This is a genomic window from Paraburkholderia dioscoreae (assembly GCF_902459535.1).
Lineage (GTDB): Bacteria > Pseudomonadota > Gammaproteobacteria > Burkholderiales > Burkholderiaceae > Paraburkholderia > Paraburkholderia dioscoreae.
In genome coordinates this window covers 245,308-269,229 of sequence record NZ_LR699553.1, presented here as the reverse complement: position 1 = coordinate 269,229, position 23,922 = coordinate 245,308, and the positions used below count along the sequence as shown (strand labels likewise).

Below are 23,922 nucleotides of genomic sequence, written 5' to 3'. Positions count from 1 at the left end.
ATCCGGGCACCCAGTTACTCTGGAATCCGTAGCATTGCGACACGCCGCAGCGGCGCAACACCCGTCAGGTCGACGACAGGCGCTTTTGCGGCACGATCCGCCAGCCGAGATTGACACCGGCGGCGGCCAGCAGAATCAGCACCGCGCCGAGCACCTGAATCCATGCCAGCGTTTGCCCGAACGCAACCCGATCGACGACGATCGCCACCACCGGATAGATGAACGAGAGTGCCCCCGTCATCGAAGTCGGCAACTTCTGGATCGCCCCGTATAGCAGCACGTACATGAGACCCGTATTGACGACGCCTAGCACGATCAGTTCGAGCCACTGCACGCCGCTCGTGGGCAGCGCGTCGAAGCGCACGAACGGCGCGAGCATCAGCACGCCGAGCGACACCTGGATCAACGCGATCAGATGCGGCGGCGTGCCCTTGAGCCGCTTGGTAATGATCGACGACACGGCATACATCGCCGCCGCGCCCACTGCGTATGCGACGCCGACCAGGTATTGCCCCGGCACCGCCAGCACCGCCGGCTCGACCTTCACGACGAACACGAGTCCGATGAACGCGACCACCAGCCAGGCCACGGCCGACGGGCTGATGCGCTCGCGAAACACCAATGCGCCGAGCGCCACCAGCATGAACGGCTGCGTGTTGTAGACGGCGGTGGCCATCGAGATCGACGCACGCGAATACGCGGCGAACAGCAACACCCAGTTGATGACGATCGCCGCCCCGCCGAGCAGGGCGAGGCCGAGCATCTTCCACGAGAAGAGGCGGCGCCGGAACAGTCCCAGCACCGCGCAGACGAGCGCCAGCGTCGCGCCGCCGAAAATGCAGCGGAAAAACACGACATTGAACGGGCTTTGCTGCGACGACACCACGAGCCAGCCGATGGTGCCGGACATCAGCATCGCCAGGGTCATTTCCGCGGCTCCGCGGCGAATTTCATTTGACGCCATGATTCGATCCTCGAATTGATTCCTGCATGCCGAGCAGTGTAATTAATCCGATGGTCCGAATACATGGCTAAACTTAAGCATTCCCGCGACGCAACCTAATAATCGAAGGCCGTCATGACCAAACGCCTTGTTCCCTCAACGCCCTCCCCGCTCGACGACACGGACCGGGCGCTACTCGCCGCGCTCGCGGAAGACGCCCGTCAGCCGGTCAGCGAACTGGCGCGGCTGGTCGGACTGTCAGCGCCGAGTACGGCGGAGCGTGTGCGCCGACTCGAAGCGCAAGGCGTGATCGAGCGCTTTACGGTGCAAGTCGATCCACGCGCGCTCGGCTATACGCTGCAGGCCATCGTGCGCGTGAAGCCGTTGCCCGGCCAGTTGCATCTGGTCGAAGAGGTGATCCGGCGGATTCCGGAGTTCGTCGAATGCGACAAGGTGACAGGCGACGACTGTTTCATCTGCCGCCTGTACCTCCACTCGATCGAGCAGCTTGACGAGATTCTGACGAAGGTCGCCGAGCGTGCGGAGACCAGTTCCGCCATCGTCAAGTCAACGCCGGTGGCGCGCCGTTTGCCGCCGCTCGGCTAAACGACGGCGGGCGCGGCTTCGCGCATGATCGGCGCAGGCGAACGGGACTTACTGCTCGGCCGCTTCGAAAAAAGACAGCATTTCGGCGACCAGTTCGTCCGACGCTTCTTCGGGTATGTAATGCCCGCAAGGCAGCGCGCGGCCACTCACGTCGCGCGCCACATGACGCCATTCGGCCAGCGCGTCGAAGCACTTCTCGATCACGCCCTTGTCGCCCCACAACACGCGCAGCGGGCAGCCGATCTTGTGACCGCGCTCGATATCGGCACGATCGTGCTCCAGGTCGATGCTCGCCGACGCGCGGTAATCCTCGCACATCGCGTGCACGGCGCCTGGTTGGGCGAGCGCCGCGCGGTAGGCTTCGAGCGCGGCGGGATCGAACGGCGCCAGACCCGCGTGACGGCCACCCATCACCGCATCGACATAGGCCGCCGGGTTCGCGCCGATCAGCGTCTCGGGCAGCGGCTCCGGCTGGATCAGGAAGAACCAGTGGAAGTAGTGCGTCGCGAAGGTGCGGTCGGTGGCCTCGTACATTGCGAGCGTCGGTGCGATATCGAGCAGCATCAGACGCTCGACGGCGTCGGGATGATCGAGCGCCATTCGATGCGCCACGCGTGCGCCGCGGTCGTGTGCGCACACGAGAAAACGTTCGAAACCGAAATGACGCATCACGGCGACCTGATCGGCCGCCATCACGCGTTTGGAATACGGTGTATGGTCGGCGTCGCTCGGCGGCTTGCCCGATGCGCCGTAGCCGCGCAGATCGGTCGCGATGACGGTGAAATGTTCGGCCAGTTGCGCGGCGCACTTCTGCCAGATCAGATGCGACTGCGGATGACCGTGCAGCAACAGAAGAGGCGGGCCCGCTCCGCCCTTCACTCCGAAAATATCGACATCGCCCACGGCGACGCGAAAGGGCGTGAAATTCTCGAAGGCCATGACGTCTCTCTTGTGATTTGGAGTCACTGCATTGTAGGAGGCCAATGTGTCCGCGCGAGGTGGGACAGCCCACGCAAGCATAGAACCTGAACACTCCTTCCAACTGTTCCAAACGCAGCGGCCGAACGCGAGCGCCGTGCTTCGCCTATAATCGAACGACCGTTCTTAAATTATCGGGTGGCTGCGGCCAGCGAAAGCGCTGCAAACCATGTGCCGCTAAAATCAGTCATCGCCGGGCGCTCAAACTCGCACCGGTTCGCTCAAATCAGGAGACTCGCACTATGGCATTGCCCGCCGTTCTGCAAAAACTTGCGCTGCCGGTCGTCGCCTCGCCGATGTTCATCGTCAGCTATCCCGAACTCGTGCTGGCTCAGTGTAAGGCCGGGATCGTCGGCTCGTTCCCCGCGCTGAATGCACGCCCGGCCGAGTTGCTCGACGAATGGCTCACGCAGATTCAGACGCAGCTCGCCGAGCACAAGGCGGCCAACCCGGACGCGATCATCGGGCCGATCGCGGTCAACCAGATCGTCCATCAGTCGAATACGCGGCTCGAACACGACGTGCGTGTGTGCGTCGAACACAAGGTGCCGATTTTCATCACGAGCCTGCGGGCGCCGGCACGGGAAATCGTCGACGCCGTGCATAGCTACGGCGGCATCGTGCTGCACGACGTGATCAATCTGCGCCATGCGCAAAAGGCGCTGGCAGCGGGCGTCGACGGTCTGATCCTGGTGGCATCCGGCGCGGGCGGCCACGCGGGCACGACCTCGCCGTTCGCGCTGGTCGGCGAAGTGCGGCGCATGTTCGACGGCCCGATCGTGCTGTCGGGCTCGATCGCCAACGGCGGCTCGATTCTCGCCGCGCAGGCAATGGGCGCTGACCTCGCCTACATGGGCACGCGCTTTATCGCGACCAAAGAAGCTCATGCGGTGGACAGCTACAAGCAGGCCATTGTCAATTCCACCGCGTCGGACATCATTTACACCAACCTGTTCACCGGCGTGCACGGCAATTACATCCGCGAAAGCATCGTCAACGCGGGGCTGGACCCGGACGCGCTGCCGGAATCGGACAAGACCAAGATGAACTTCGGCAGCGACAAGGCGAAGGCGTGGAAAGACATCTGGGGCGCAGGCCAGGGCGTCGGCCTGATGGACGACGTGCCGAGCGTGAGCGAACTGGTGCAGCGTTTGTCGAAGGAATATGACGACGCGAAGGCGCGGCTGGGGATTGCGCGCTGAGATGGTGCGCCAAGGCATGACGCGGTCGGGGTTACGCGTTTGCCTGGAGCGCGTCGGCGCAGGCGCCTCGTTCGGGGCTCTTGAGCTGAGACGCTTGATCTGGACGGTCTTGGACTGCGGCCCGGCTTCACGCAGAGCCGCAGCAACCACCACGCAGCCGCGCTTACATATTACGGCGGTACTGCCCGCCCACTTCAAACAGCGCGTGCGTGATCTGCCCAAGCGAGCAGACACGCACAACATCCATCAGCACCGCGAACACGTTTTCATCGTCGATCACCGCGCGCTTCAGGCGTTCGAGCGCGGCGGGCGCCGCGTCGCGATGCTGCGCCTGAAAAGCGCGCAGGCGTTGCAACTGGCTTTGTTTCTCATCGTCGGTGGAACGGGCTAGCGCGATCGGCTGCGGCGCTTCGTGCGGATGCGCGCTCAAGAACGTGTTCACGCCGACGATCGGATAAGACCCGTCATGCTTGCGATGCTCATAGAGCATCGACTCGTCCTGAATCCGCCCGCGCTGATAGCCGGTTTCCATCGCGCCGAGCACGCCGCCTCGCTCGGTCAGCCGGTCGAATTCGGCCAGTACCGCCTCTTCCACCAGGTCGGTCAGCTCCTCGATCACGAAGCTGCCCTGATTCGGATTCTGATTCTTCGCGAGCCCCCACTCACGGTTGATGATCAACTGGATCGCCACCGCGCGGCGCACGGACTCCTCGGTGGGCGTGGTGATCGCTTCGTCGAAGGCATTTGTGTGGAGCGAGTTGCAATTGTCGTAGATCGCGATCAGCGCCTGCAGCGTGGTGCGGATATCGTTGAAGTCGATCTCCTGCGCGTGCAGGCTGCGACCCGACGTCTGCACGTGATACTTGAGCTTCTGGCTGCGTTCGTTCGCGCCGTAGCGCTCGCGCATGGCAACGGCCCAGATGCGTCGCGCGACGCGGCCCAGCACCGTGTACTCCGGATCCATGCCGTTCGAAAAGAAGAACGACAGATTCGGCGCGAAGCCGTCGATCGACATGCCGCGGGCGAGATAGGCCTCGACATAGGTGAAGCCGTTCGCGAGCGTGTACGCGAGTTGAGAGATCGGGTTCGCGCCGGCTTCGGCGATGTGATAGCCGGAAATCGACACCGAATAGAAATTGCGCACGCCATGCCCGACGAAGTACGCCTGAATATCGCCCATCACCTTCAGGCTGAATTCGGTCGAGAAAATGCAGGTGTTCTGGCCTTGGTCTTCCTTCAGGATATCGGCCTGCACGGTGCCGCGCACGTTTTCCAGCGCGGTGCGGCGCGTCGCGGCGAGTTCGTCTTCGGTGAGCGGGCGGCCTTGCTGCTGTGTCGTGCGCGCGATCTGCTGATCGATCGCGACGTTGAAGAACATCGCAAGAATGGTCGGCGCGGGGCCGTTGATCGTCATCGAGACCGAGGTTTCCGGCGCACAGAGGTCGAAGCCATCGTAGAGCGTCTTCATGTCGTCGAGCGTCGCGACGGAGACGCCGGAATTGCCCACTTTGCCGTAGATGTCGGGACGCTCGTGCGGTTCTTCGCCGTAGAGCGTAACCGAGTCGAACGCGGTCGACAGACGTTTGGCCGGCATGCCTTCCGAAAGCAGTTTGAAGCGGCGATTGGTGCGTTGCGGATCGCCTTCGCCGGCGAACATGCGGGTCGGGTCTTCGTTTTCGCGGCGGAACGGGAATACGCCGGCGGTGAAGGGGAAGTAGCCGGGCAGATTGTCGAGCATCAGCCAGCGCAAGATCTCGCCGTGATCGACGAATTTCGGCAGGGAGACTTTGCGGACTTCGGAGCCGGAAAGCGTCGTGACGGTCAGCGCGGTGCGGATTTCACGGTCGCGGATGCGCACAACGTGTTCCGTGCCCGAGTAAGCGGCGACGGTTTGCGGCCAGGTGTCGAGGAGGATGCGCTCGCGTTCGCCGAGCGAGGCGGTGCGTTGGGTGATTAGCGTGTCGAGTTGCGAGAGGGTTGGGTTGAGCGCGTCGGTTGGGGTGGCAGTGCCGCTGGTTGCGGAAGCGTTTGAGTTCGCGGTTGTGTTTGCTGCTGGGCTTGCGCCTGCCTTCGAGCTTGCGCTTGCTCCTGAGCTTGCACTTGCGGCAACAACGGAGTCTGCGCCGACAGCCTCGCCCGTCTCAACGAGCATCCTGCGCGCCTCGATCAGTTGCCAGCGCTCGCGCGCGACGCGCGCTTGCGCGTCGGCTCGCTCGCGATAAGCGTGAACCGTCTGCGCAATATCCGCCAGATAGCGCACGCGCGCGGGCGGCACGATGGCGTTGCGCCCGCTCGAAAAACGCAGACCTTCGGGCGCGGCAAGACGGCCGCCGCCCGAACGCAAACCGTGCTTGCGCAGCGCTTCGGCAACGTGCCGGTACAGCGCGGTCACGCCGTCATCGTTAAAGCGCGAGGCGATCGTTCCGAACACCGGCATCGCTTCCGGCGACTTCGTGAAGTCGGAGCGATTGCGCTGCACCTGCTTGGCGACATCGCGCAACGCGTCCGGCGCGCCTTTGCGATCGAACTTGTTGATCGCGACGAAGCTGGCAAAGTCGAGCATGTCGATCTTCTCCAACTGGCTGGCCGCGCCGAATTCCGGCGTCATGACATACAGCGATTCGTCGACGAACGGCACGATCGCCGCGTCGCCCTGGCCGATGCCGGACGTTTCGACGACGATCAGATCGAAGCCGGCCGCCTTGCAGAGCATCAACGCGTCGGGCAGCGAGTCGGAGATTTCGCTCGATGCTTCGCGCGTCGCCATCGAACGCATGTACACGCGCGCGCCGCCGCCCCAGTCGCCGATCGCGTTCATGCGGATGCGGTCGCCCAGCAGCGCGCCGCCGGACTTGCGGCGCGACGGGTCGATGGCGAGCACGGCGATGGTGAGGGCGTCGCCGTAGTCGAGGCGAAAGCGACGGATCAACTCGTCGGTGAGCGACGATTTGCCGGCGCCGCCGGTTCCGGTAATGCCGAGCACAGGGATCGCGGTTGCTTCTGCTAGAGCGGACAGCTTGTCCCGCGTGTTGACGTCGATGGCGGCCGTTTCGAATGCGCTGATGAGTTGCGCGAGTCGGCGGAAAACCAAGGATGCCGGGTCGGGGCTGCCGGCTGTGCTGGCTGTGCTGGCTGTGCTGGCTGTGCTGGCTGCGTCCGCTACGCCGCCGGTGTTGGCCGTGCTGGCCGCGCGGACGCCTCTGTCCAAATGATCGCCGCGCCCCGCCGCGGCCACGCGACTCGCCTCGCTCGACGGATTGCGCGCTACGGCCTCCTGACCGTCAACACCCGCATCGTCGCGCGAATCAAAACGCGGCAGACGATGCTCCGAAAACTCCGCCGCCCACGCGCCGACCGGACTCTCCCCTGTGGCCGCCGCCGCGCGCGCACCTTCGGCGCAGCGCGCGATCATATCGTCGATCATGCCTTGCAGACCAAGCCGCTGGCCGTCCTGCGGCGAATAGATCTTCTCGACGCCATAGCGTTCGAGCCCGACAATCTCTTCAGGGACGATCACCCCGCCGCCGCCGCCGAACACCTTGATGCGCTCGCCGCCGCGTGCGCGCAGCAAGTCGACCAGATAGCGGAAGTATTCGTTGTGACCGCCCTGGTAGCTCGACACGGCGACGCCGTCGGCATCCTCGTGCAGCGCGGCGGTGGCGACTTCATCGACGGAGCGGTTGTGGCCGAGATGAATCACCTCGACGCCGCTTGCCTGAAGAATGCGCCGCATGATATTGATCGACGCATCGTGGCCGTCGAACAACGCAGCCGCGGTAACAAAGCGCAGTCGCCGGCCCGCGGGCAGCTTGTGGCTGCCCGCGCGCTGCGGCGTGGACAGATCGGTCATGTCTCCCCCAGATCGTTACGCGTATGGGTGCTGGCAACCAGTATAGCGAAACGGTTCGCGGCGCTTGACCGTCCTCCGCGCCTACCGCACGGCCAACGCCCTGATCTGTTCGAGCGACGGCCACAGCGACTCGTTGGCGAACCGCTCGGCGAGGAAGTCGACAAACGAGCGCACCTTGGCCGACAGATGCCGGCGGCTCGCGTAGACCACATGAATCGGCAGCTCGCGCGGCGGCACGTCGTCCACCAGCAGCGGCACGAGGCGCCCCGCGGCCAGATCGTCGCCGATCACTTCGGTGCCGAGCATCGCGATGCCCGCGCCCTGCAGCACGATCACACGCTGCGCTTCGAGATGATTGACGATCAGGTTGCCCGTCAGGCGCACGCGCGAAGAGGCATCGCCGGTTGCCGGCGCGATTTCGAGCGCCGACACGCCTGCGTACTGGAGATAGTTGTGACGCGCGAGGTCGGCCACGGTCTTCGGCGTGCCGTGCCGTTTCAGATAGGCAGGCGACGCGCACAGCACGAGATGCGCGGTCGCGATCTGCCGCGCGATCAATGAAGAAGACTTGAGCCCGCTCGGCGAAGCCCGGATCGCGACATCGAAACCTTCGTCGATCAGTTCGACCACCCGGTCGGAGAGTGTCATATCGACGGTGACCTGCGGATACTGCGCGGCGTAGTCCGCCACCGCGGCCATCACATGGCTCAAACCGAACGCCGACAGCGACGACACCCGCAAGCGCCCCTGCGGCACGACGCTCGCCGCACCGACCACCTGCTCGGCCTCTTCGAGTTCGGCGAGCACCTGGCTCAGACGCTCGTAGTATTCGCGGCCCGCCTCGGTGGGCGCGACCCGCCGCGTGGTGCGGTTCAGGAGCCGCGCGCCGAGCTGCTGTTCGAGATGCATCACGTGCTTGCTCGCCATCGCCGCCGACATCTCCATCCGTTCGGCCGCGCCGACGAAGCTGCCGACTTCGACCACATGCCGGAACACTTTCATGCTGACGAGGGTATCCATCTCAATCGCTCGCTTCAGGAATCAATCGACGGCATTTTGCCGGGTTTATCAAAAGCTGGTCAGCAAAACGCGCGTCGAAGGAATAAATCCCAGCGCCCAGAAAGCAAAAAAACCCGCCTTCGGAAGAAGACGGGCTTGGGAGATCAAGCTGATGCGGCCAGTGCGCGACGCCCGCGAACAGGCGCCGCGCGGCGCGGCCGTGACGCTTAGAACTTGGCGCGCAGGCCGACGCCGTAGGTGTTGCCGCTCGACTGATTGCTGATGTGGTCGTACAGATAAGCCGCGTAGATGTCCGTGCGCTTGGACAGCGGATAGTCGTAGCCGATCGCAGCCGTCTGGCGGGTCTGGTCGAAGCCGCCGCCGTCGCGCGAATAGGCGTACGACGCCATCACCGTGCCCGGACCGAACGGCACCGACGCGCCGCCCTGCGCCGTGTTCACATGCCAGCTCGTCACCTGCTGGTCGTTGTACGTGTACATGTACTGGCCGAAGAACTTCACGAACTTCAGGTCGTAGGACAGGCCGAGCTGCGCGACGCTCTGGCTCTTCAGGCCGGGAACGCCCGACGTGCTGAAGCTGCCGAGGTCGCTCGGCACGTTGTTGAAGTTCACGTACTGATAGACAGCCGTTGCCGCGAACGGGCCGTGGAAGTACAGCACCTGGCCGCTCCACTTCTTCGCGCCATTCTCGGTCGTGTTGCCGAGCGCATACATGGCCGTCGCCGACAGCCCGTTGAAGTTCGGCGAGGAGTACGACACCGCGTTGCTCCAGCCGGAGTCGCCCGTCACGCCCTGGTCCGTCGAGTAGGTCGGGAACGTGCCGAGGCCGAGGTACGTGTGATAGACCATCGGCGAGAAAACGTACGAGTCGATGAACGGGTTGAACAGAATCGTCGACACGAACAGCGGCGTCGTCAGACGGCCCGCGGTCACCGTGCCGTAGGGCGATTCGATACCGACGTACGCGTTACGCGAGAACATCGTGTCGCCCGTGAAGCGGCCGTACTGGCCGTTCTGCGCGAGGAAGAAGCCTTCCAGCGCGAAGATCGCCTTGTAGCCGTTGCCCAGATCCTCCGCCCCCTTCAGGCCCCAGTACGAGGTCGACATGCCGCCGCCGGAGACTTGCACCGAAGTCTTGCCGCCCGGGAATTTCTGCGCGCCGACCCATTCGTCGACCTGACCGTAAAGCTGCACGCTCGATTGCGCAAAAGCAGACGATGCACTGGCCAGCAGAGCGGCACACGCGGTTGCCTTGAGGGTGGTCTTCAGCGCACTGCTGATGCTTGTTTTCATGGGTTCTCCTGTCTTTGTCAAAAGGGGTGTGGCTGTGCGAAAGGGGCGCTCACGCGAACCATTGTTGTTGTCCGTTCGATCATCGAGCCGATCTGGGCGGGACCATCTTTGCGGACCATTTTTATGAACAAAAATATCGCTGGTTATTGCCGGTATATCGCTCTGATTAGTTTTGTTGTTTATCGGCCTGATAAAAGCCCCGGCCGGCAGTGCGCTCGCGGTGTCGCCGCAAACTCTGCCGCACCGCGCAAAGCATTGCTGACACTGCGCCGGGCGGTGCGATCACGCCCAAGATGACAAGCGAATGACGCACCGCCGCAGAAACGACCTGATTTGACGACGGGAGGGGCTGTGCTGCCGAGTGTTTTCAAAAAAGTGTGGCGTCGAAACGTCACCTGGCGGGCAGACTTGAGCCGCGACGAAGCGCAGCGCCGCTGTCGGGCGATCGGGGAGACGAGGAGAAGTGGTTCGGCGGGCGTGGCGGACGCGATGTCCGCGCCACGCCTAATTCCGGTACGGCGAGCCTTCCGGCTGGCGTGGGTCGTCCGCCTGGCGCTGCATGGCGCGCGTCGAACCGCGTTCTTCGTTATACCGCGCGACGTCTGCCCGGATCGAGCCGGCACGAACCGGCGCATTGACCGGCGGCCGCGGTACGGCACGCGACTCGGCACTCACCGGCGTGATGGCGCCGGCGTACTGCACGCCGCCGCGGCCGTCGCCGGCGTAACCGGCGGGTCCGGCGACGCGGCGCATGCCCGGGTTGTAGATCCCGAAGCCGTTGCCGTAATTGCCACCCGCGACATTCGCTCCACCGCGCGGCAGACGCGCGTTGCGATCCACCATGGTGGTGTGCGCTGATCCCGCAGTTGCACCGTTGTAGCGGCCACCGTGATGCATGTCGCCGCGTACGGCGTGATTCGTGGGGCCATGCGCATAGCCGCCACCGCTGCCGTGTGGCATGCCTGGCACTTTCGCATAGGCGAACGAGCACAGCGCGGCGATAACCGCGCCCAACGCCCAGTGCCTCGTTCTCGACAACCCGTCCACCCAGTGACTCTCATGCCCGAAGACTTGCCTGAAGCCCACCGTTCGAGCTGCGATGGACTTGTTGTGGGACTGGCATGAGCGCTGCGACGATATCGCAACGCGAGGCATCCCGACGGCCTTTGAACCGTAATTTATGGGTGCGGGCAAAGGGTGTCGAGCCAAAAAGTGTTAGGCCTCGCCCGTGGATGTAACACCTTGTTACTGCGACGTTTTTCTGCGACAGAGGACTTGCGCGAACGTCCTGAAAACGCTTGCTTTCAAGACCTTAGCGAGATAACGGACGAGGCTTTGCGTATGACGAATCACCGTCCCGTTTTCACCTGGATTGTTAAAAGTGCATGGACCAAACAGATGACGTCGCCAATACTGAAAACAGCCGGCAACGCCGTGCAAGTTTTCCGGAAAGTGTCTCTACAATGCACAATCCTCATTAATCGATTCGGTAAATGAATTTGCATTTTCAATCAGAAATCAACAACAATAGGTGTTTCCCATAAGCTGGAGCGGCGCCTACGTACTACACGCGGCCCGCGTGCTTTTCCGCGTCACTGAATCGAGATTCCGATATGGCTCGCCCGAAACTGCTTCCTGACAACTTCACCTTGTGCCTCGTCAGCACCGTGATCCTGGCCAGCTTCCTGCCGGTTCACGGCCAGGCCGCCGTCGGGTTCAACTGGGTGACGAACGTGGCGGTCGGCCTGCTGTTTTTCCTGCACGGCGCCAAACTCTCACGCGAAGCGATCGTTGCGGGCGCGACGCACTGGCGTTTGCACGCGGTAGTGCTGCTCAGCACGTTCGCGCTCTTTCCGCTGCTCGGCCTCGCGCTTAAACCGCTCCTTTCGCCACTTGTCACGCCGGCGCTCTATGCGGGGATCCTCTTCCTCTGCACGCTGCCGTCTACGGTTCAGTCGTCGATCGCGTTCACGTCCATTGCCAAAGGCAACGTGCCGGCTGCCGTATGCAGCGCGTCGGCCTCGAGCCTGCTCGGCATCTTCATCACGCCCGCGCTCGTCAGTGTCGTCATTACCAATCAGGCGGCCGGCGGCGGCGCTTCGCCGTGGCACACGGTGGGCAATATCGTGCTGCAGCTTCTGGTGCCGTTCGTGGCCGGGCAGTTGCTGCGCCCGTTGATCGGCAAGTGGATCGAGCGCAATCGCGGCGTGCTGAAATTCGTCGACCAGGGCTCGATCCTGCTGGTGGTGTACGGCGCGTTCAGCGAGGCCGTTACTGAAGGCCTGTGGCATCAGATTCCGCTCTCCGCGCTCGGCGGCCTGCTGGTGGTGTGCGTCGTGCTGCTTGCTCTCGCTCTGGCGGTGACGATGTTCGTCAGCAAGCGGCTCGGCTTTAGCCGTGCGGACCAGATCACTATCATCTTCTGCGGTTCGAAAAAGAGCCTCGCGGCCGGCGTGCCGATGGCCAAGGTGATTTTCGCCTCGCACGCAGTGGGCGCGGTGGTCTTGCCGCTCATGCTGTTCCACCAGATCCAGCTGATGGTGTGCGCCGCGCTCGCGCAGCGCTGGGGCGCGCGCGACACCAGCGGCGAGACCCACGCCGCCTCGCGCGAGCGGCCCGCCGCCGCCGTCGCGCGCCATTGAATATGCGCGCAATGCAAACAGGACATTCATAAGCGCCCTCCCTGAGCGTCATTTGAAGAAAGCCGCCTCGCGCGGCTTTTTTGTTATTTCACGCGCAAACGGCGCCGCTGTCGCCTCGGCTGGATGGCATAGGCAAATTCCTGGCAACGCGAATCCAGCGAACGGAAGGCCGCCGGCACAAACGCAAATCCAACCGCACCGTCCCGGTGCGGCGAGTCACTAAAAGTTCACTTAATTACCTGCGGGTCCGGCCGATAAGCCAAAGGTCGATCGCTACCCCACCTGCCATGCAACCTAGCCCGCCCTCCCGATCCGCCGCGCCGCGCATCGAGGAACTGATAGCCCGGCGCGATCTGTCCGCCGTTTTCCAGCCGATCATCGATTTCGAAGACGGCGCGATCCTCGGCTACGAAGGTCTGATTCGCGGGCCGGCCGGCACGCCGCTCGAGGCGCCGTTCGCCCTGTTTTCGCAAGCGCTCGCCGAAGGCTGCGGCATCGCACTCGAACGCGCCGCCGCGCGCACCTGCATCGAAGCGTTCGCGCGGCTCGAGTTCGACGGCAAGCTGTTCCTGAATTTCAGCGCGGGCGCGCTCCGCCAACTGGCCGAGGCGCGCGACGAAACGCATGCTCTCCTGCGTCATCACGGCGTCGATCCGCAGCGGCTCGTTATCGAACTGACGGAGCAAAGCACGATTCCGGATGTGAGCAGTTTCCTGCCCGTGATCGCGGCGCTGCGCAGTGACGGCGCACAATTCGCGCTCGACGATTACGGCACCGCGAACGCCAGCATGAACTTGTGGGTGCGGCTGCAACCGGACGTCGTGAAGATCGACCGCTTCTTCATTCACGACATTGCCTGCGACCCGCTCAAGTTCGAAGCGGTGCGCGCCATGCAGCACTTCGCGAGCGCGAGCGGTGCGCGGCTCGTGGCCGAAGGCATCGAAAACGAAGCGGACCTGATCGTGGTGCGCGACATGGGGATCGGCTGCGGGCAGGGGTTTTTCTTCGGCCGTCCGCACGCGCAGCCGGCCCGCAAGGTGACCGACGACGCCCGCGACGCGCTGCGCGCCGGCCACATCGCCGTGTTTCCCGAAACCACGCGCACGGTGAGCAGCGCGTCGCCTTCGGGCGGTATGGCGTCCGCGAAAATGCTGGTGCACGCGCCCGCGTTGCCGCGCCAGGCCACCAACAACGACGTGCTCGAACTGTTCAACCGTCTGCCCGACCTGCACGCGGTCGCGGTGGTCGAGCACGACGAGCCGGTCGCGCTGATCAACCGCCGCAGCTTCATGGACCGCTACGCGCTGCCGTATCACCGGGAACTGTTCGGCAAGCGTCCTTGCCTGCTGTTCGCCAATGCGTCGCCGGTCGTCATCGAAAAATCCATGACAGTCGAGCAAATGGCCAAGCTTCTCGCGAGCGACGACCAGCGCTATCTTGCCGACGGCTTCGTCATTACCGACAACGGCAAATACGCCGGCCTCGGCACCGGCGAGAACCTCGTGCGCGCGGTGACCGAGGTGCGCATCGAAGCGGCGCGCTACGCGAATCCGCTGACTTTCCTGCCGGGCAATATTCCGATCAGTTCGCACATTGCCCGCCTGCTCGGCAACGACGCCGGCTTCTACGCGTGCTACGTGGACCTGAATCACTTCAAGCCGTTCAACGATCAATACGGCTACTGGCAAGGCGACGAGGTATTGAAATTCGCCGCCCTCGTGCTCGCCGACGTGTGCGACCCAACCCGCGACTTCCTTGGGCACGTGGGCGGCGACGACTTCCTGATTCTGTTCCAGAGCGAGGACTGGCGCGAACGCGTGCTGCGCGCGATCCACGTGTTCAACGAGGGCGCACAGCGCTTTTACGCGCCGACCGACCGGCTCGCCGGCGGCATTCACGGCGAGGACCGGCGCGGCAATCCGACCTTCTTCGGTTTCGTGACGATGGCGATCGGCTGCGTGCACGTCGAGCCCGGCGAGGGACCGTCGCTCTATACCAGCGAGGAAATCGCCTCCGTTGCGGCACTGGCCAAGCGGCGCGCGAAACACGAGGCGAGCGGTTTCGTGCTGATCGACGCGGACGAGAGCGTGGCGTTACTGCGCGGACAAGCCGAAGCCGCTCATGCCTCGCTAGAGTAACCATGCGGCTCACGGAGGCGGTTCAGGAGGTTGTTTAGCTTATTTTACTAAACATAAAATTTCGGGCCAAGACCATATCTTACGGGTATTTACGGGTATCGATCGACGGTTGTTCGGGCTGTTTTAGCACAGTTTTACTATACAATCGCCCGAACCCAAACACCGTGCGGTCGCCCATGCGCGTCCGCCTGATTCGATGGCCACAACTATCCGCGACGTCGCCCGCGCGGCCAGCGTGTCGATCGGCACCGTCTCACGCGCATTGAAGAACCAGCCGGGCCTCTCCGAGGCCACCCGCGAGCGCGTCGTCGAGGCGGCGCGCAAGCTCGGCTATGACGCCGCGCAATTGCGCCCGCGCATCCGCCGTCTCACCTTTCTGCTGCACCGTCAGCACAACAATTTCGCTGTGAGCCCGTTCTTTTCGCACGTGCTGCACGGCGTGGAAGACGCCTGCCGCGAGCGCGGCATCGTACCGTCCGTGCTGACCGCCGGCCCGACCGAGGACGTGATCCAGCAGATGCGCCTGCATGCGCCGGATGCGGTGGCGATTGCCGGTTTCGTCGAACCGGAAACGCTGGCCACGCTGGCAGCAATGCAGCGCCCGCTCGTGCTGATCGACCTGTGGGCGCCCGGCCTGCGCTCGGTGAATCTCGACAACGCCGCGGGCGCCACGCTCGCCATGCGGCATCTGTTCGAACAGCAGCGCAAGCGCGTCGCGTTCATCGGCGGCTCGCTTGCGCACTTCAGCATTGCGCAGCGGGCGCTCGGCTACCGCCGCGCGTTTTTCGAAGCCGGGCTGCTGTTCGACCCGTCGCTGGAAGTGACCATCGACGCAGGCCTCGACCCCGACAGCGGCGCCGCGCGCGCGATGCATCAACTGCTCGACGCGCCGGGCCCGCGCCCCGACGCCGTGTTTGCCTACAACGACGCCGCCGCGCTCGCCGCGCTGCGCGCGTGCCTCGCGCGTGGTCTGCGCGTGCCCGAGGACATCGCCATCATCGGTTTCGACGACATTCCCGCCGCCGCGCATGCCACGCCGCCGCTGTCCACCATCTCGGTGGACAAGGAAGCGCTCGGCCGGCGCGGCGTCGAGCTCCTGCTCGAAGACGCACCCGCCGAACTGGAAGTCCGCCTGCCCGTCCATCTCATTGCCCGTGCCAGTACTTTGGTGAAAACGCCATGACGCAATCCGATCCGCTTCACCCCACTAACGGCACCGCCGCGGTGCCGCCCGTCGAAAGCTTTCGCGAACGCGGCTTTCTGCTCTCGCATGTGCAGGACACGCTGCGCTTTTACGCGCCGACCGTGCTCGATCCGAGCGGCGGCTTTTTCCATTTCTTCCGCGACGACGGTTCGGTCTACGACAAGACCACGCGGCATCTGGTGAGCAGTTGCCGCTACGTCTTCAACTACGCGATGGCGTACCGCCAGTTCGGCGACCCGCAGCATCTCGAATACGCGCGCCACGGTTTGCGGTTCCTGCGCGACGCGCATTGGGACGCCCAGCACGAAGGCTATGACTGGGAACTCGAATGGCATGACGGCAAAAAGCGCACGCTCGATGCGACGCGCCACTGCTACGGCCTCGCGTTCGTCCTGCTCGCCTATTCGCATGCGGCGATGGCCGGCATCGAGGAAGCGAAGCCCATGATCGGCGCGACCTTCGAACTGATGGAGCACCGCTTCTGGGACGCCGCCGCGGGCCTCTATGCCGACGAAGCATCGCCCGAATGGCGAGTCAGTTCGTACCGCGGGCAGAACGCGAACATGCACACCACCGAGGCGCTGCTCGCCGCGCATGAAGCGACTGGCCATCTCGTTTATCTGGATCGCGCCGAACGGGTGGCGTCGAATATCACACTGCGTCAGGCGAAGTTGTCGCAGGGTCTGGTGTGGGAGCACTTTCATTCAGACTGGTCGGTCGACTGGCACTACAACGAGGAAGACAGTTCGAACATTTTCCGCCCGTGGGGTTTCCAGCCGGGGCATCAGACCGAATGGGCGAAACTGCTGCTGATCCTGGAGCGCTACCGTCCGTTGCCGTGGCTGTTGCCGCGCGCCATCGAACTGTTCGACGCCGCCATGACGCACGCGTGGGACGAAGACCACGGCGGCCTCTATTACGGCTTCGGCCCCGACGGCACCGTGTGCGATCACGACAAGTATTTCTGGGTCCAGGCGGAGACCTTCGCGACGGCCGCGCTGCTCGGCAAGCGCACCGGCAACGAACGCTTCTGGGACTGGTACGACGAGATCTGGCGCTATAGCTGGGCGCATTTCGTCGATCACAAGTATGGCGCGTGGTATCGCATACTCACGTGCGACAACCGCAAGTACAGCGACGAAAAAAGTCCGGCCGGCAAGACCGACTATCACACCATGGGCGCGTGCTACGAGGTTCTGGCCCACGCGCTGCCCGATGGCGCGGCCGCCGCATCCGAATCCGCGGAGCAGACAAAATGAGCAACCCCAGCGCGAACAGCGAATTCCCTTTCTTCGTCTCAGCCGGCGACATCCTCACCGATCTCGTACGCACCGGCCCTTCGCAATGGCTCTCGCGTCCCGGCGGCGCCGGCTGGAACGTGGCGCGCTGCGTGGCGCGGCTCGGCCTGCCCACGGCGTGCGCCGGCTCGCTGGGCGTCGACAATTTCTCCGATGAACTGTGGAACGCCAGCGTCGCCGCAGGGCTCGACATGCGCTTCATGCAGCGCGTGGAACGCCCGCCCTTGCTCGCGATCGTGCATCAGACCCATCCGCCCGCGTATTTCTTCATGGGCGAAAACAGCGCCGATCTGGCCTTCGATCCGGCGCGCCTGCCGGGGGGCTGGGCGAACCACGTAAAGTGGGCGCACTTCGGCTGCATCAGCCTCGTGCGGCAACCGCTCGGCAACACGCTCGCAGCGCTCGCGGCCCAGTTGCGCTCACAAGGCGTGAAAATCAGTTTCGATCCGAACTACCGGAACCTGATGGAGCACGGCTACGAACCCACGTTGCGGAAAATGGCCGCGCTCGCGGATCTGATCAAGGTATCGGACGAAGACCTGCGCCTGCTCTTCAAGACCGACGACGAAGCCCACGCCCTTGCACAACTGCGGGCCATGAATCCTGCCGCTACCGTGCTGGTGACACGCGGACCGGAGACCGCCGTGTTGATCGACGGCGCCATGGTGATCGAGGCCCGGCCGCCGCGCGTCGAGGTCGTCGACACGGTCGGCGCGGGCGACGCGTCGATCGGCGGCCTGCTGTTCAGCCTGATGACCGCCCCGCAACGGGCGTGGCCCGAACACCTCGCGTTCGCGCTGGCCGCCGGTGCGGCCGCGTGCCGCCATGCCGGCGCGCACGCGCCGTCGCTCGATGAAGTCGTCGCGTTGCTGTAATCCTGTTGCCTTGCGCGGCGCGCATTGTCACCGGCAGGGAGCGCCGCCAGCGCGGAGAACCGAACCTTCATCATCGTGCTAGGATGAAAAAACCGAAACCTTTGGAAGACGGAGAGACGCCATGGACGACATCACCTACACCAAAGGCATCTACACGGCCATTGCCTCGACAAGAGAAATAGAAGAAGACACCTGGCAGGGCGTGGTCACCCTCTCGCGCGACGAAGGCGACGAAACCGCCGATCAGGAAACCACGGTCTACGAAGTCGAAGCCACTTCGTCGACGCCGGAGGAAGCCCTCGAAGAAGCCAAGGCGCTCGCTCATCGCATCCTCGGGGAAATCGAACTCTAGGCAGACCGGCGCCGCGCCCTTCGTGTTTGCATGTGCGTTCGCGTTGCGCCACCCTGGATCTACTGGCCGGAGGCGGTCATGGCTGAACAACTCTTCCTCTACGGCGTGTATTCGATTCACGTCCGCCCGCTCGAACTCAACGGCGCACGCTGGGATGCGGAATACGAAATCCGCCATCGCGAAAAGGCCGTCAAACCGTGGACGACGGTAGGCGGCGACAACGGCTACGGTGCCGAGACCGAAGCGGTCGCGGCGGCCCACCAGCAGGCCGTCGACGATATCGAACACGGTGCGGGTATTCCCAGGCCGCGCGCCTTTCCGTAAAGCCGAAGCGCGCGTATGCCGTGGCGTGGTTGCGTGAGCGCACGGTGCCGAGCGCGATGACGCCGTGTCGGCATGCCTGAACGAAGCGCCGTTCGTGGCGGGCACAGTCGGTGCGCCGGCGATCCGCGCACACGGTGTTAGAAGGCCGGAGGTGAGCACGACAGCACACCGCAGCAGCGCTTCCAGCCACATCCGCGATGCGCCCGCGCACCCGCCGAAAATCACCTTTCGCAAACCAGGCGGCATGCTACGCTTTGGCCGTTTTCATTTCCACGAACCAGCGATGGCTACAGAACCAACGGACCGTCCTTCCGCCTTCGGCAACGGCGAAGCACGCGCGCCGACGCGCCGCCCGCGCGGCAGCCGTGAACTGCGCCTGGACGATCGCGTGATCATCGCCCACGGCATGCCGACACCGCTCTGGCAGGATCTCTATCACCGCGCGCTCGCGGTTCGCTGGCCGACGTTTTTCGTCTCGCTCGCGGTTCTGTTCCTGCTGCTCAACACCACCTTCGCCGCACTCTACATGCTGGGCAACGCGCCGATCGCCAATCAGTTTCCCGCCGGTTTCGGCGGCGCATTTTTCTTTAGCGTCGAAACGCTCGCGACGGTCGGATACGGCGACATGCATCCGCAAACCGTCTACGCGCACTGGATCGCCACGCTGGAAATTTTCGTCGGCATGTCCGGCATTGCGTTGGCGACCGGCCTGATCTTCGCGCGCTTTTCCCGCCCGCACGCCAAGATCATGTTCGCCCGCCACGCGGTGATCCGGCCGCTCGACGGCCGCATGACGCTCATGGTGCGCTCGGCCAACGCGCGTCAGAACGTGATCGCTGAAGCCCACGCAAGGCTGCGCCTTCTGCGCCAGGAAACCACGGCCGAAGGTTATACGCTGCGCAAACTCTATGATCTGACGCTGGTGCGCGATCAGCACCCGGTGTTCAAGCTGGGCTGGACGGTCATGCATATCGTCGACGAAAGCAGCCCGCTGTTCGGCGAAACCGCCGAAACGCTCAAGCAACGCGACACTTCGCTGATTCTCACGCTGGAAGGCGTCGACGAGTCGACCGCGCAAACCATGCAGGCGCGCCACTTGTGGTCGTGCGATCAGATCCGCTGGCATTACCGTTTCGTCGACATCATGAGCGAGCAGGACGGCGTGAGCCATATCGACTACTCGCATTTCGACGAGATCGTGCCGCTCGACGAGGCGCCGATCGCCGCAGCGAGAGCAACGGCCCCGGCGCAATAAGACGTTCGAGACGCGCTCGAAACGCACCAGGGCATACCCCAACACGGCCACGGCGCGGCAGATCTATCTCAAAACTCCGTTAAAACGTGCGGCTCTTCTCGCCTATTCGTGAACGGCGGGTCGAAGTAGAAAAAATCCACTCCAATCGGCGCTAAAAAATAGAGTCTCTTTCGCTGCGTGACGTTTGTAGTCCCCACCACCGCGCGCGGATGCAAATATTGGAGACTCACCCATGACCGCTCGCCTGCCCATCGACGGCACGCCCGCACTCGCCGATTACAAGCTGTCCGACAACCTCACCGCGACGCGCGGCCGCATCTTCCTGACCGGCACGCAGGCGCTGGTGCGCCTCGTGCTCATGCAGCGCGCCGCCGATAAGGCACGCGGAATGAACACCGCCGGTTTCATCAGCGGTTATCGCGGCTCGCCGCTCGGCATGGTCGATCAGCAATTGTGGAAGGCGAAGAAACTGCTCACGGCGAGTGATATCCGCTTCTTGCCCGCCATCAACGAAGAACTCGGCGGCACCGCCGTACTCGGCACGCAGCGCGTGGAATCGGACCCGGAGCGCACCGTCGAAGGCGTGTTCGCGATGTGGTACGGCAAAGGCCCGGGCGTGGACCGCGCCGGCGACGCGCTCAAGCACGGCAACGCCTACGGCTCGTCGCCGCATGGCGGCGTGCTGGTGGTGGCGGGCGACGACCACGGCTGCGTGTCGTCGTCCATGCCGCATCAGAGCGACTTCGCGTTGATGGCCTGGCATATGCCGGTCGTCAATCCATCGAACATCGCCGACATGCTCGAATTCGGTTTGTACGGCTGGGCGCTGTCGCGCTTCTCCGGCGCGTGGGTCGGCTACAAGGCGATCTCCGAAACGGTCGAGTCGGGCTCGACCGTCGATCTCGACGCGCTGCGCACCGACTGGGCCGCGCCGCAGGATTTCGAAGCGCCGGCCGGCGGCCTGCACAATCGCTGGCCGGATCTGCCGAGCCTGACGATCGAGTCGCGCATGCATGCCAAGCTCGACGCGGTGCGCCACTTCGCGCGCGTGAACAGCATCGACAAATGGATCGCGCCGAGCCCGCATGCGAACGTGGGGATCGTGACCTGCGGCAAGGCGCATCTGGACCTGATGGAAACGCTGCGCCGCCTCGATCTGACGGTCGCCGATCTGGAGGCGGCCGGTGTGCGCATCTACAAGGTCGGCCTGTCGTTTCCGCTGGAAATGACGCGTATCGACGCGTTCGTCTCCGGCCTGTCCGAAGTGCTGGTGATCGAGGAGAAAGGCCCGGTCATCGAACAGCAGATCAAGGACTATCTGTACAACCGCACGCAAGGCACGCGGCCGATCGTCGTCGGTAAGAATGCCGAAGACGGCACGCTACTGCTGTCCTCGCTCGGTGAATTGCGGCCGTCGCGCATTCTGCCGGTGTTCGCCAACTGGCTCGCGAAGCACAAGCCCGCGCTCGATCGCCGCGAACGCGTGGTCGATCTGGTCGCGCCGCAAATTCTCTCCAACGCGGCGGACAGCGTGAAGCGCACGCCGTACTTCTGCTCGGGTTGTCCGCACAATACGTCCACCAAAGTGCCGGAAGGGTCGATCGCGCATGCGGGGATCGGCTGTCACTTCATGGCGTCGTGGATGGAGCGCGACACGACCGGTCTCATCCAGATGGGCGGTGAAGGCGTGGACTGGGCGTCGCATTCCATGTTCACGAAAACGCGCCACGTGTTCCAGAATCTCGGCGACGGCACGTACTTCCATTCCGGCATTCTGGCGATCCGCCAGGCGGTCGCCGCGAAAGCCACCATCACGTACAAGATTCTCTATAACGACGCCGTCGCGATGACGGGCGGCCAGCCGGTGGACGGCAGCATCTCGGTGCCGCAGATCGCGCGTCAGGTGGAAGCCGAAGGGGTGTCGCGCTTCGTCGTGGTCAGCGACGAGCCGGAAAAGTACGACGGCCATCACGACCTCTTTCCGAAGGGCACCACGTTTCACCATCGCAGTGAAATGGATGCCGTGCAGCGCCAATTGCGCGACACCGACGGCGTGACCGTGCTGATCTACGACCAAACCTGCGCGGCGGAAAAACGCCGGCGCCGGAAAAAAGGCGAATTCCCCGATCCGGACAAGCGTCTTTTCATCAACGAAGAGGTTTGCGAAGGCTGCGGCGATTGCGGCGTGCAGTCGAATTGCCTCTCGGTGGAACCGGTCGAAACCGCATTGGGCCGCAAGCGCCGCATCGATCAATCGTCGTGCAACAAAGACTACTCGTGCGTGAACGGCTTCTGCCCGAGCTTCGTCACGGTGGAAGGCGGCAAGCTGAAGAAAGCGGCGGGCGCCGCGTTCGATCCGGCCGCACTTGCCGCGCGCGTCGATGCGCTGCCGATTCCCGCCACGCATCTCGACGCCGCGCCGTACGACATTCTGGTGACGGGCGTTGGCGGTACGGGCGTCGTGACGGTCGGCGCGTTGATCAGCATGGCGGCACATCTGGAAGGCAAGAGCGCGTCGGTGCTCGACTTCATGGGCTTCGCGCAAAAGGGCGGCTCGGTGCTCTCGTTCGTGCGTTTTGCCGCGCGCGACGAGTGGCTCAACCAGGTGCGCATCGACACGCAACAGGCCGACGTGCTGCTCGCCTGCGACATGGTGGTCGGCGCAAGCGCCGATGCGCTGCAAACGGTGCGTCATGGCCGCACGCGCATTGTCGTGAACACGCACGCGATTCCGAACGCGACGTTCGTGACGAATCCGGACGCAACGCTGCACGCCGACGCGCTGCTCGACAAGATGCGTCACGCGGCCGGCGCGGAGCGCATGTCGACGTGCGACGCGCAGGCGCTCGCCACGCGCTTTCTCGGCGACACCATCGGTGCGAACATTCTGATGCTCGGTTATGCCTGGCAACTCGGTCTGGTGCCGGTATCGTTCGGCGCGATGATGCGCGCGATCGAGTTGAACAACGTCGCGGTGCCGATGAACCAGTTGGCGTTTTCGATCGGCCGCCTCGCCGCCGAAGATCCGGCCGCGCTCGAATCGCTGTGGCAAGCACGGCATCAGGCGAAGCAGACTGTGCGCGTCGATACGCTCGACGAACTGATCGCGCATCGCGAAGGGCGTCTCCAGATTTACGGCGGCGCGAGCTACCAGAAGCGCTATCGCGCGTTGGTCGATGCGGCACGCCGCGCGGAAACCGCCGTGGATGCGAACAGCGAGCGCGTGACGCGCGCGGTGGCGACCACGTTCTATCGCCTGCTCGCGGTGAAGGACGAATACGAAGTGGCGCGCCTGCATACCGATGCCGCGTTCCGTGAAGCACTGGAAGCGCAATTCGAAGGCGTGGCCGGCAAGGACTTCGGCATCAAGTTCAATCTCGCGCCGCCCACGCTCACGCGCCCGGAACCCGGCAAGAATCCGGCCAAGAAAACCTTCGGTCAATGGATGTGGCCGGTGCTCGGCACGCTGGCGAAATTCCGCGGTCTGCGCGGCACGCTGCTCGATCCGTTCGGCCGCACGCTGGAGCGCAAGATGGAGCGCGAACTCGCCGGCGATTACGAAACCACGTTGCAGCGTGCGCTCGCGAAGCTCGATGCCGACAACCTCGAAGAAGTGGCGAAGCTGGCGGACCTGCACGCCCGCGTGCGCGGCTATGGTCATGTGAAGCTCGCGAATCTGGCGGGTGTGAAGCGTGGCGAGCGCGATCTCGCCGCACGCTTGCAGATCGAAGCGGCGACGGGTGAGTCGGTGCGCAAATCGCTGGAAGAGGTGAAAGGCGCGGGACAGTTGCGCGGGATTCCGGTGGTCGTCGCGAAGTAGTGTTATCGCAAGACTAGCCGCGCGGTTAGTCGCACGCGGACATGCGTGCATACATGCCGCTTCGGGATCGCTCCCGAAGCGGCATTTTCTTTGCCCGATGATTTATCCGCGCGATGCGTCGGG

General features: G+C 64.1%; 17 protein-coding genes. 11 read left to right on the top strand and 6 right to left on the bottom strand.

From position 1 onward, the window contains the following. Window positions 1–64: 64 nt before the first annotated feature. Window positions 65–964 carry a DMT family transporter gene (locus PDMSB3_RS01260; protein WP_007179569.1) on the bottom strand — a complete coding sequence of 300 codons (900 nt, stop codon included), beginning with the start codon at window positions 962–964 and terminating at the stop codon, window positions 65–67. Between the two features lie 114 nt (window positions 965–1,078). Here PDMSB3_RS01260 and PDMSB3_RS01255 point away from each other — a divergent pair, with 114 nt between their 5' ends. Further along, entirely contained in the window at window positions 1,079–1,549 is a 471-nt protein-coding gene (locus tag PDMSB3_RS01255; protein WP_007179570.1) for an Lrp/AsnC family transcriptional regulator, read from the top strand. A 48-nt stretch (window positions 1,550–1,597) separates the two neighbouring features. On the opposite strand, the gene PDMSB3_RS01250 is transcribed toward PDMSB3_RS01255, so the two are convergent. After that, window positions 1,598–2,488 carry an alpha/beta fold hydrolase gene (locus PDMSB3_RS01250; protein WP_007179571.1) on the bottom strand — a complete coding sequence of 297 codons (891 nt, stop codon included), beginning with the start codon at window positions 2,486–2,488 and terminating at the stop codon, window positions 1,598–1,600. Window positions 2,489–2,769: 281 nt separating this feature from the next. Between PDMSB3_RS01250 and PDMSB3_RS01245 the strand changes: the two genes are divergently transcribed. Then, complete coding sequence (locus PDMSB3_RS01245) at window positions 2,770–3,729, top strand: NAD(P)H-dependent flavin oxidoreductase (RefSeq protein WP_007179572.1); 960 nt, start codon at window positions 2,770–2,772, stop codon at window positions 3,727–3,729. Between the two features lie 163 nt (window positions 3,730–3,892). Here the strand turns inward: PDMSB3_RS01245 and PDMSB3_RS01240 are convergent, their stop codons facing one another. The 4 genes from PDMSB3_RS01240 to PDMSB3_RS01225 form a co-directional block, all read right to left on the bottom strand. After that, window positions 3,893–7,579 (bottom strand): methylmalonyl-CoA mutase family protein, encoded by a 3,687-nt coding sequence (locus PDMSB3_RS01240; protein ID WP_165184310.1) that lies wholly within the window; start codon window positions 7,577–7,579, stop codon window positions 3,893–3,895. 81 nt (window positions 7,580–7,660) lie between these two features. Beyond that, the gene (locus tag PDMSB3_RS01235; RefSeq protein WP_007179574.1) at window positions 7,661–8,599 is read right to left on the bottom strand and encodes a LysR family transcriptional regulator; all 939 of its coding nucleotides are present in this window, start codon (window positions 8,597–8,599) and stop codon (window positions 7,661–7,663) included. A 206-nt stretch (window positions 8,600–8,805) separates the two neighbouring features. Continuing rightward, window positions 8,806–9,891 (bottom strand): porin, encoded by a 1,086-nt coding sequence (locus PDMSB3_RS01230; RefSeq protein WP_007179575.1) that lies wholly within the window; start codon window positions 9,889–9,891, stop codon window positions 8,806–8,808. Window positions 9,892–10,395: 504 nt separating this feature from the next. Continuing rightward, window positions 10,396–10,938: a hypothetical protein gene (locus PDMSB3_RS01225; protein ID WP_035517738.1), complete on the bottom strand. Its 543-nt coding sequence runs from the start codon at window positions 10,936–10,938 to the stop codon at window positions 10,396–10,398. 566 nt (window positions 10,939–11,504) lie between these two features. Here PDMSB3_RS01225 and PDMSB3_RS01220 point away from each other — a divergent pair. The 9 genes from PDMSB3_RS01220 to PDMSB3_RS01180 all read left to right on the top strand — a co-directional run bounded on the left by PDMSB3_RS01220 (window position 11,505) and on the right by PDMSB3_RS01180 (window position 23,799). Then, entirely contained in the window at window positions 11,505–12,533 is a 1,029-nt protein-coding gene (locus tag PDMSB3_RS01220) for a bile acid:sodium symporter family protein (protein ID WP_007179577.1), read from the top strand. A 287-nt stretch (window positions 12,534–12,820) separates the two neighbouring features. Further along, the gene (locus PDMSB3_RS01215) at window positions 12,821–14,671 is read left to right on the top strand and encodes an EAL domain-containing protein (protein WP_007179578.1); all 1,851 of its coding nucleotides are present in this window, start codon (window positions 12,821–12,823) and stop codon (window positions 14,669–14,671) included. 196 nt (window positions 14,672–14,867) lie between these two features. Beyond that, window positions 14,868–15,854: a LacI family DNA-binding transcriptional regulator gene (locus tag PDMSB3_RS01210; RefSeq protein WP_007179580.1), complete on the top strand. Its 987-nt coding sequence runs from the start codon at window positions 14,868–14,870 to the stop codon at window positions 15,852–15,854. Continuing rightward, a complete protein-coding gene (locus tag PDMSB3_RS01205) occupies window positions 15,851–17,134 on the top strand; it encodes an AGE family epimerase/isomerase (protein WP_007179581.1) in 1,284 nt (427 codons plus the stop codon). The genes PDMSB3_RS01210 and PDMSB3_RS01205 overlap by 4 nt, the downstream gene beginning before the upstream one ends. Further along, window positions 17,131–18,048: a carbohydrate kinase family protein gene (locus tag PDMSB3_RS01200; protein ID WP_165184308.1), complete on the top strand. Its 918-nt coding sequence runs from the start codon at window positions 17,131–17,133 to the stop codon at window positions 18,046–18,048. Before PDMSB3_RS01205 ends, PDMSB3_RS01200 begins: the two co-directional genes overlap by 4 nt. Before the next feature lie 121 nt (window positions 18,049–18,169). Next, window positions 18,170–18,400, top strand: coding sequence for a hypothetical protein (locus PDMSB3_RS01195; protein ID WP_007179583.1), 231 nt, complete (start codon window positions 18,170–18,172; stop codon window positions 18,398–18,400). Window positions 18,401–18,478: 78 nt separating this feature from the next. Beyond that, window positions 18,479–18,724 (top strand): hypothetical protein, encoded by a 246-nt coding sequence (locus PDMSB3_RS01190; RefSeq protein WP_007179584.1) that lies wholly within the window; start codon window positions 18,479–18,481, stop codon window positions 18,722–18,724. A gap of 283 nt (window positions 18,725–19,007) precedes the next feature. Beyond that, entirely contained in the window at window positions 19,008–19,979 is a 972-nt protein-coding gene (locus PDMSB3_RS01185; protein ID WP_007179585.1) for an ion channel, read from the top strand. A 232-nt stretch (window positions 19,980–20,211) separates the two neighbouring features. Beyond that, on the top strand, window positions 20,212–23,799 hold the full coding sequence (locus PDMSB3_RS01180; protein ID WP_165184305.1) for an indolepyruvate ferredoxin oxidoreductase family protein: 3,588 nt from the start codon (window positions 20,212–20,214) through the stop codon (window positions 23,797–23,799). Window positions 23,800–23,922: the final 123 nt, after the last annotated feature.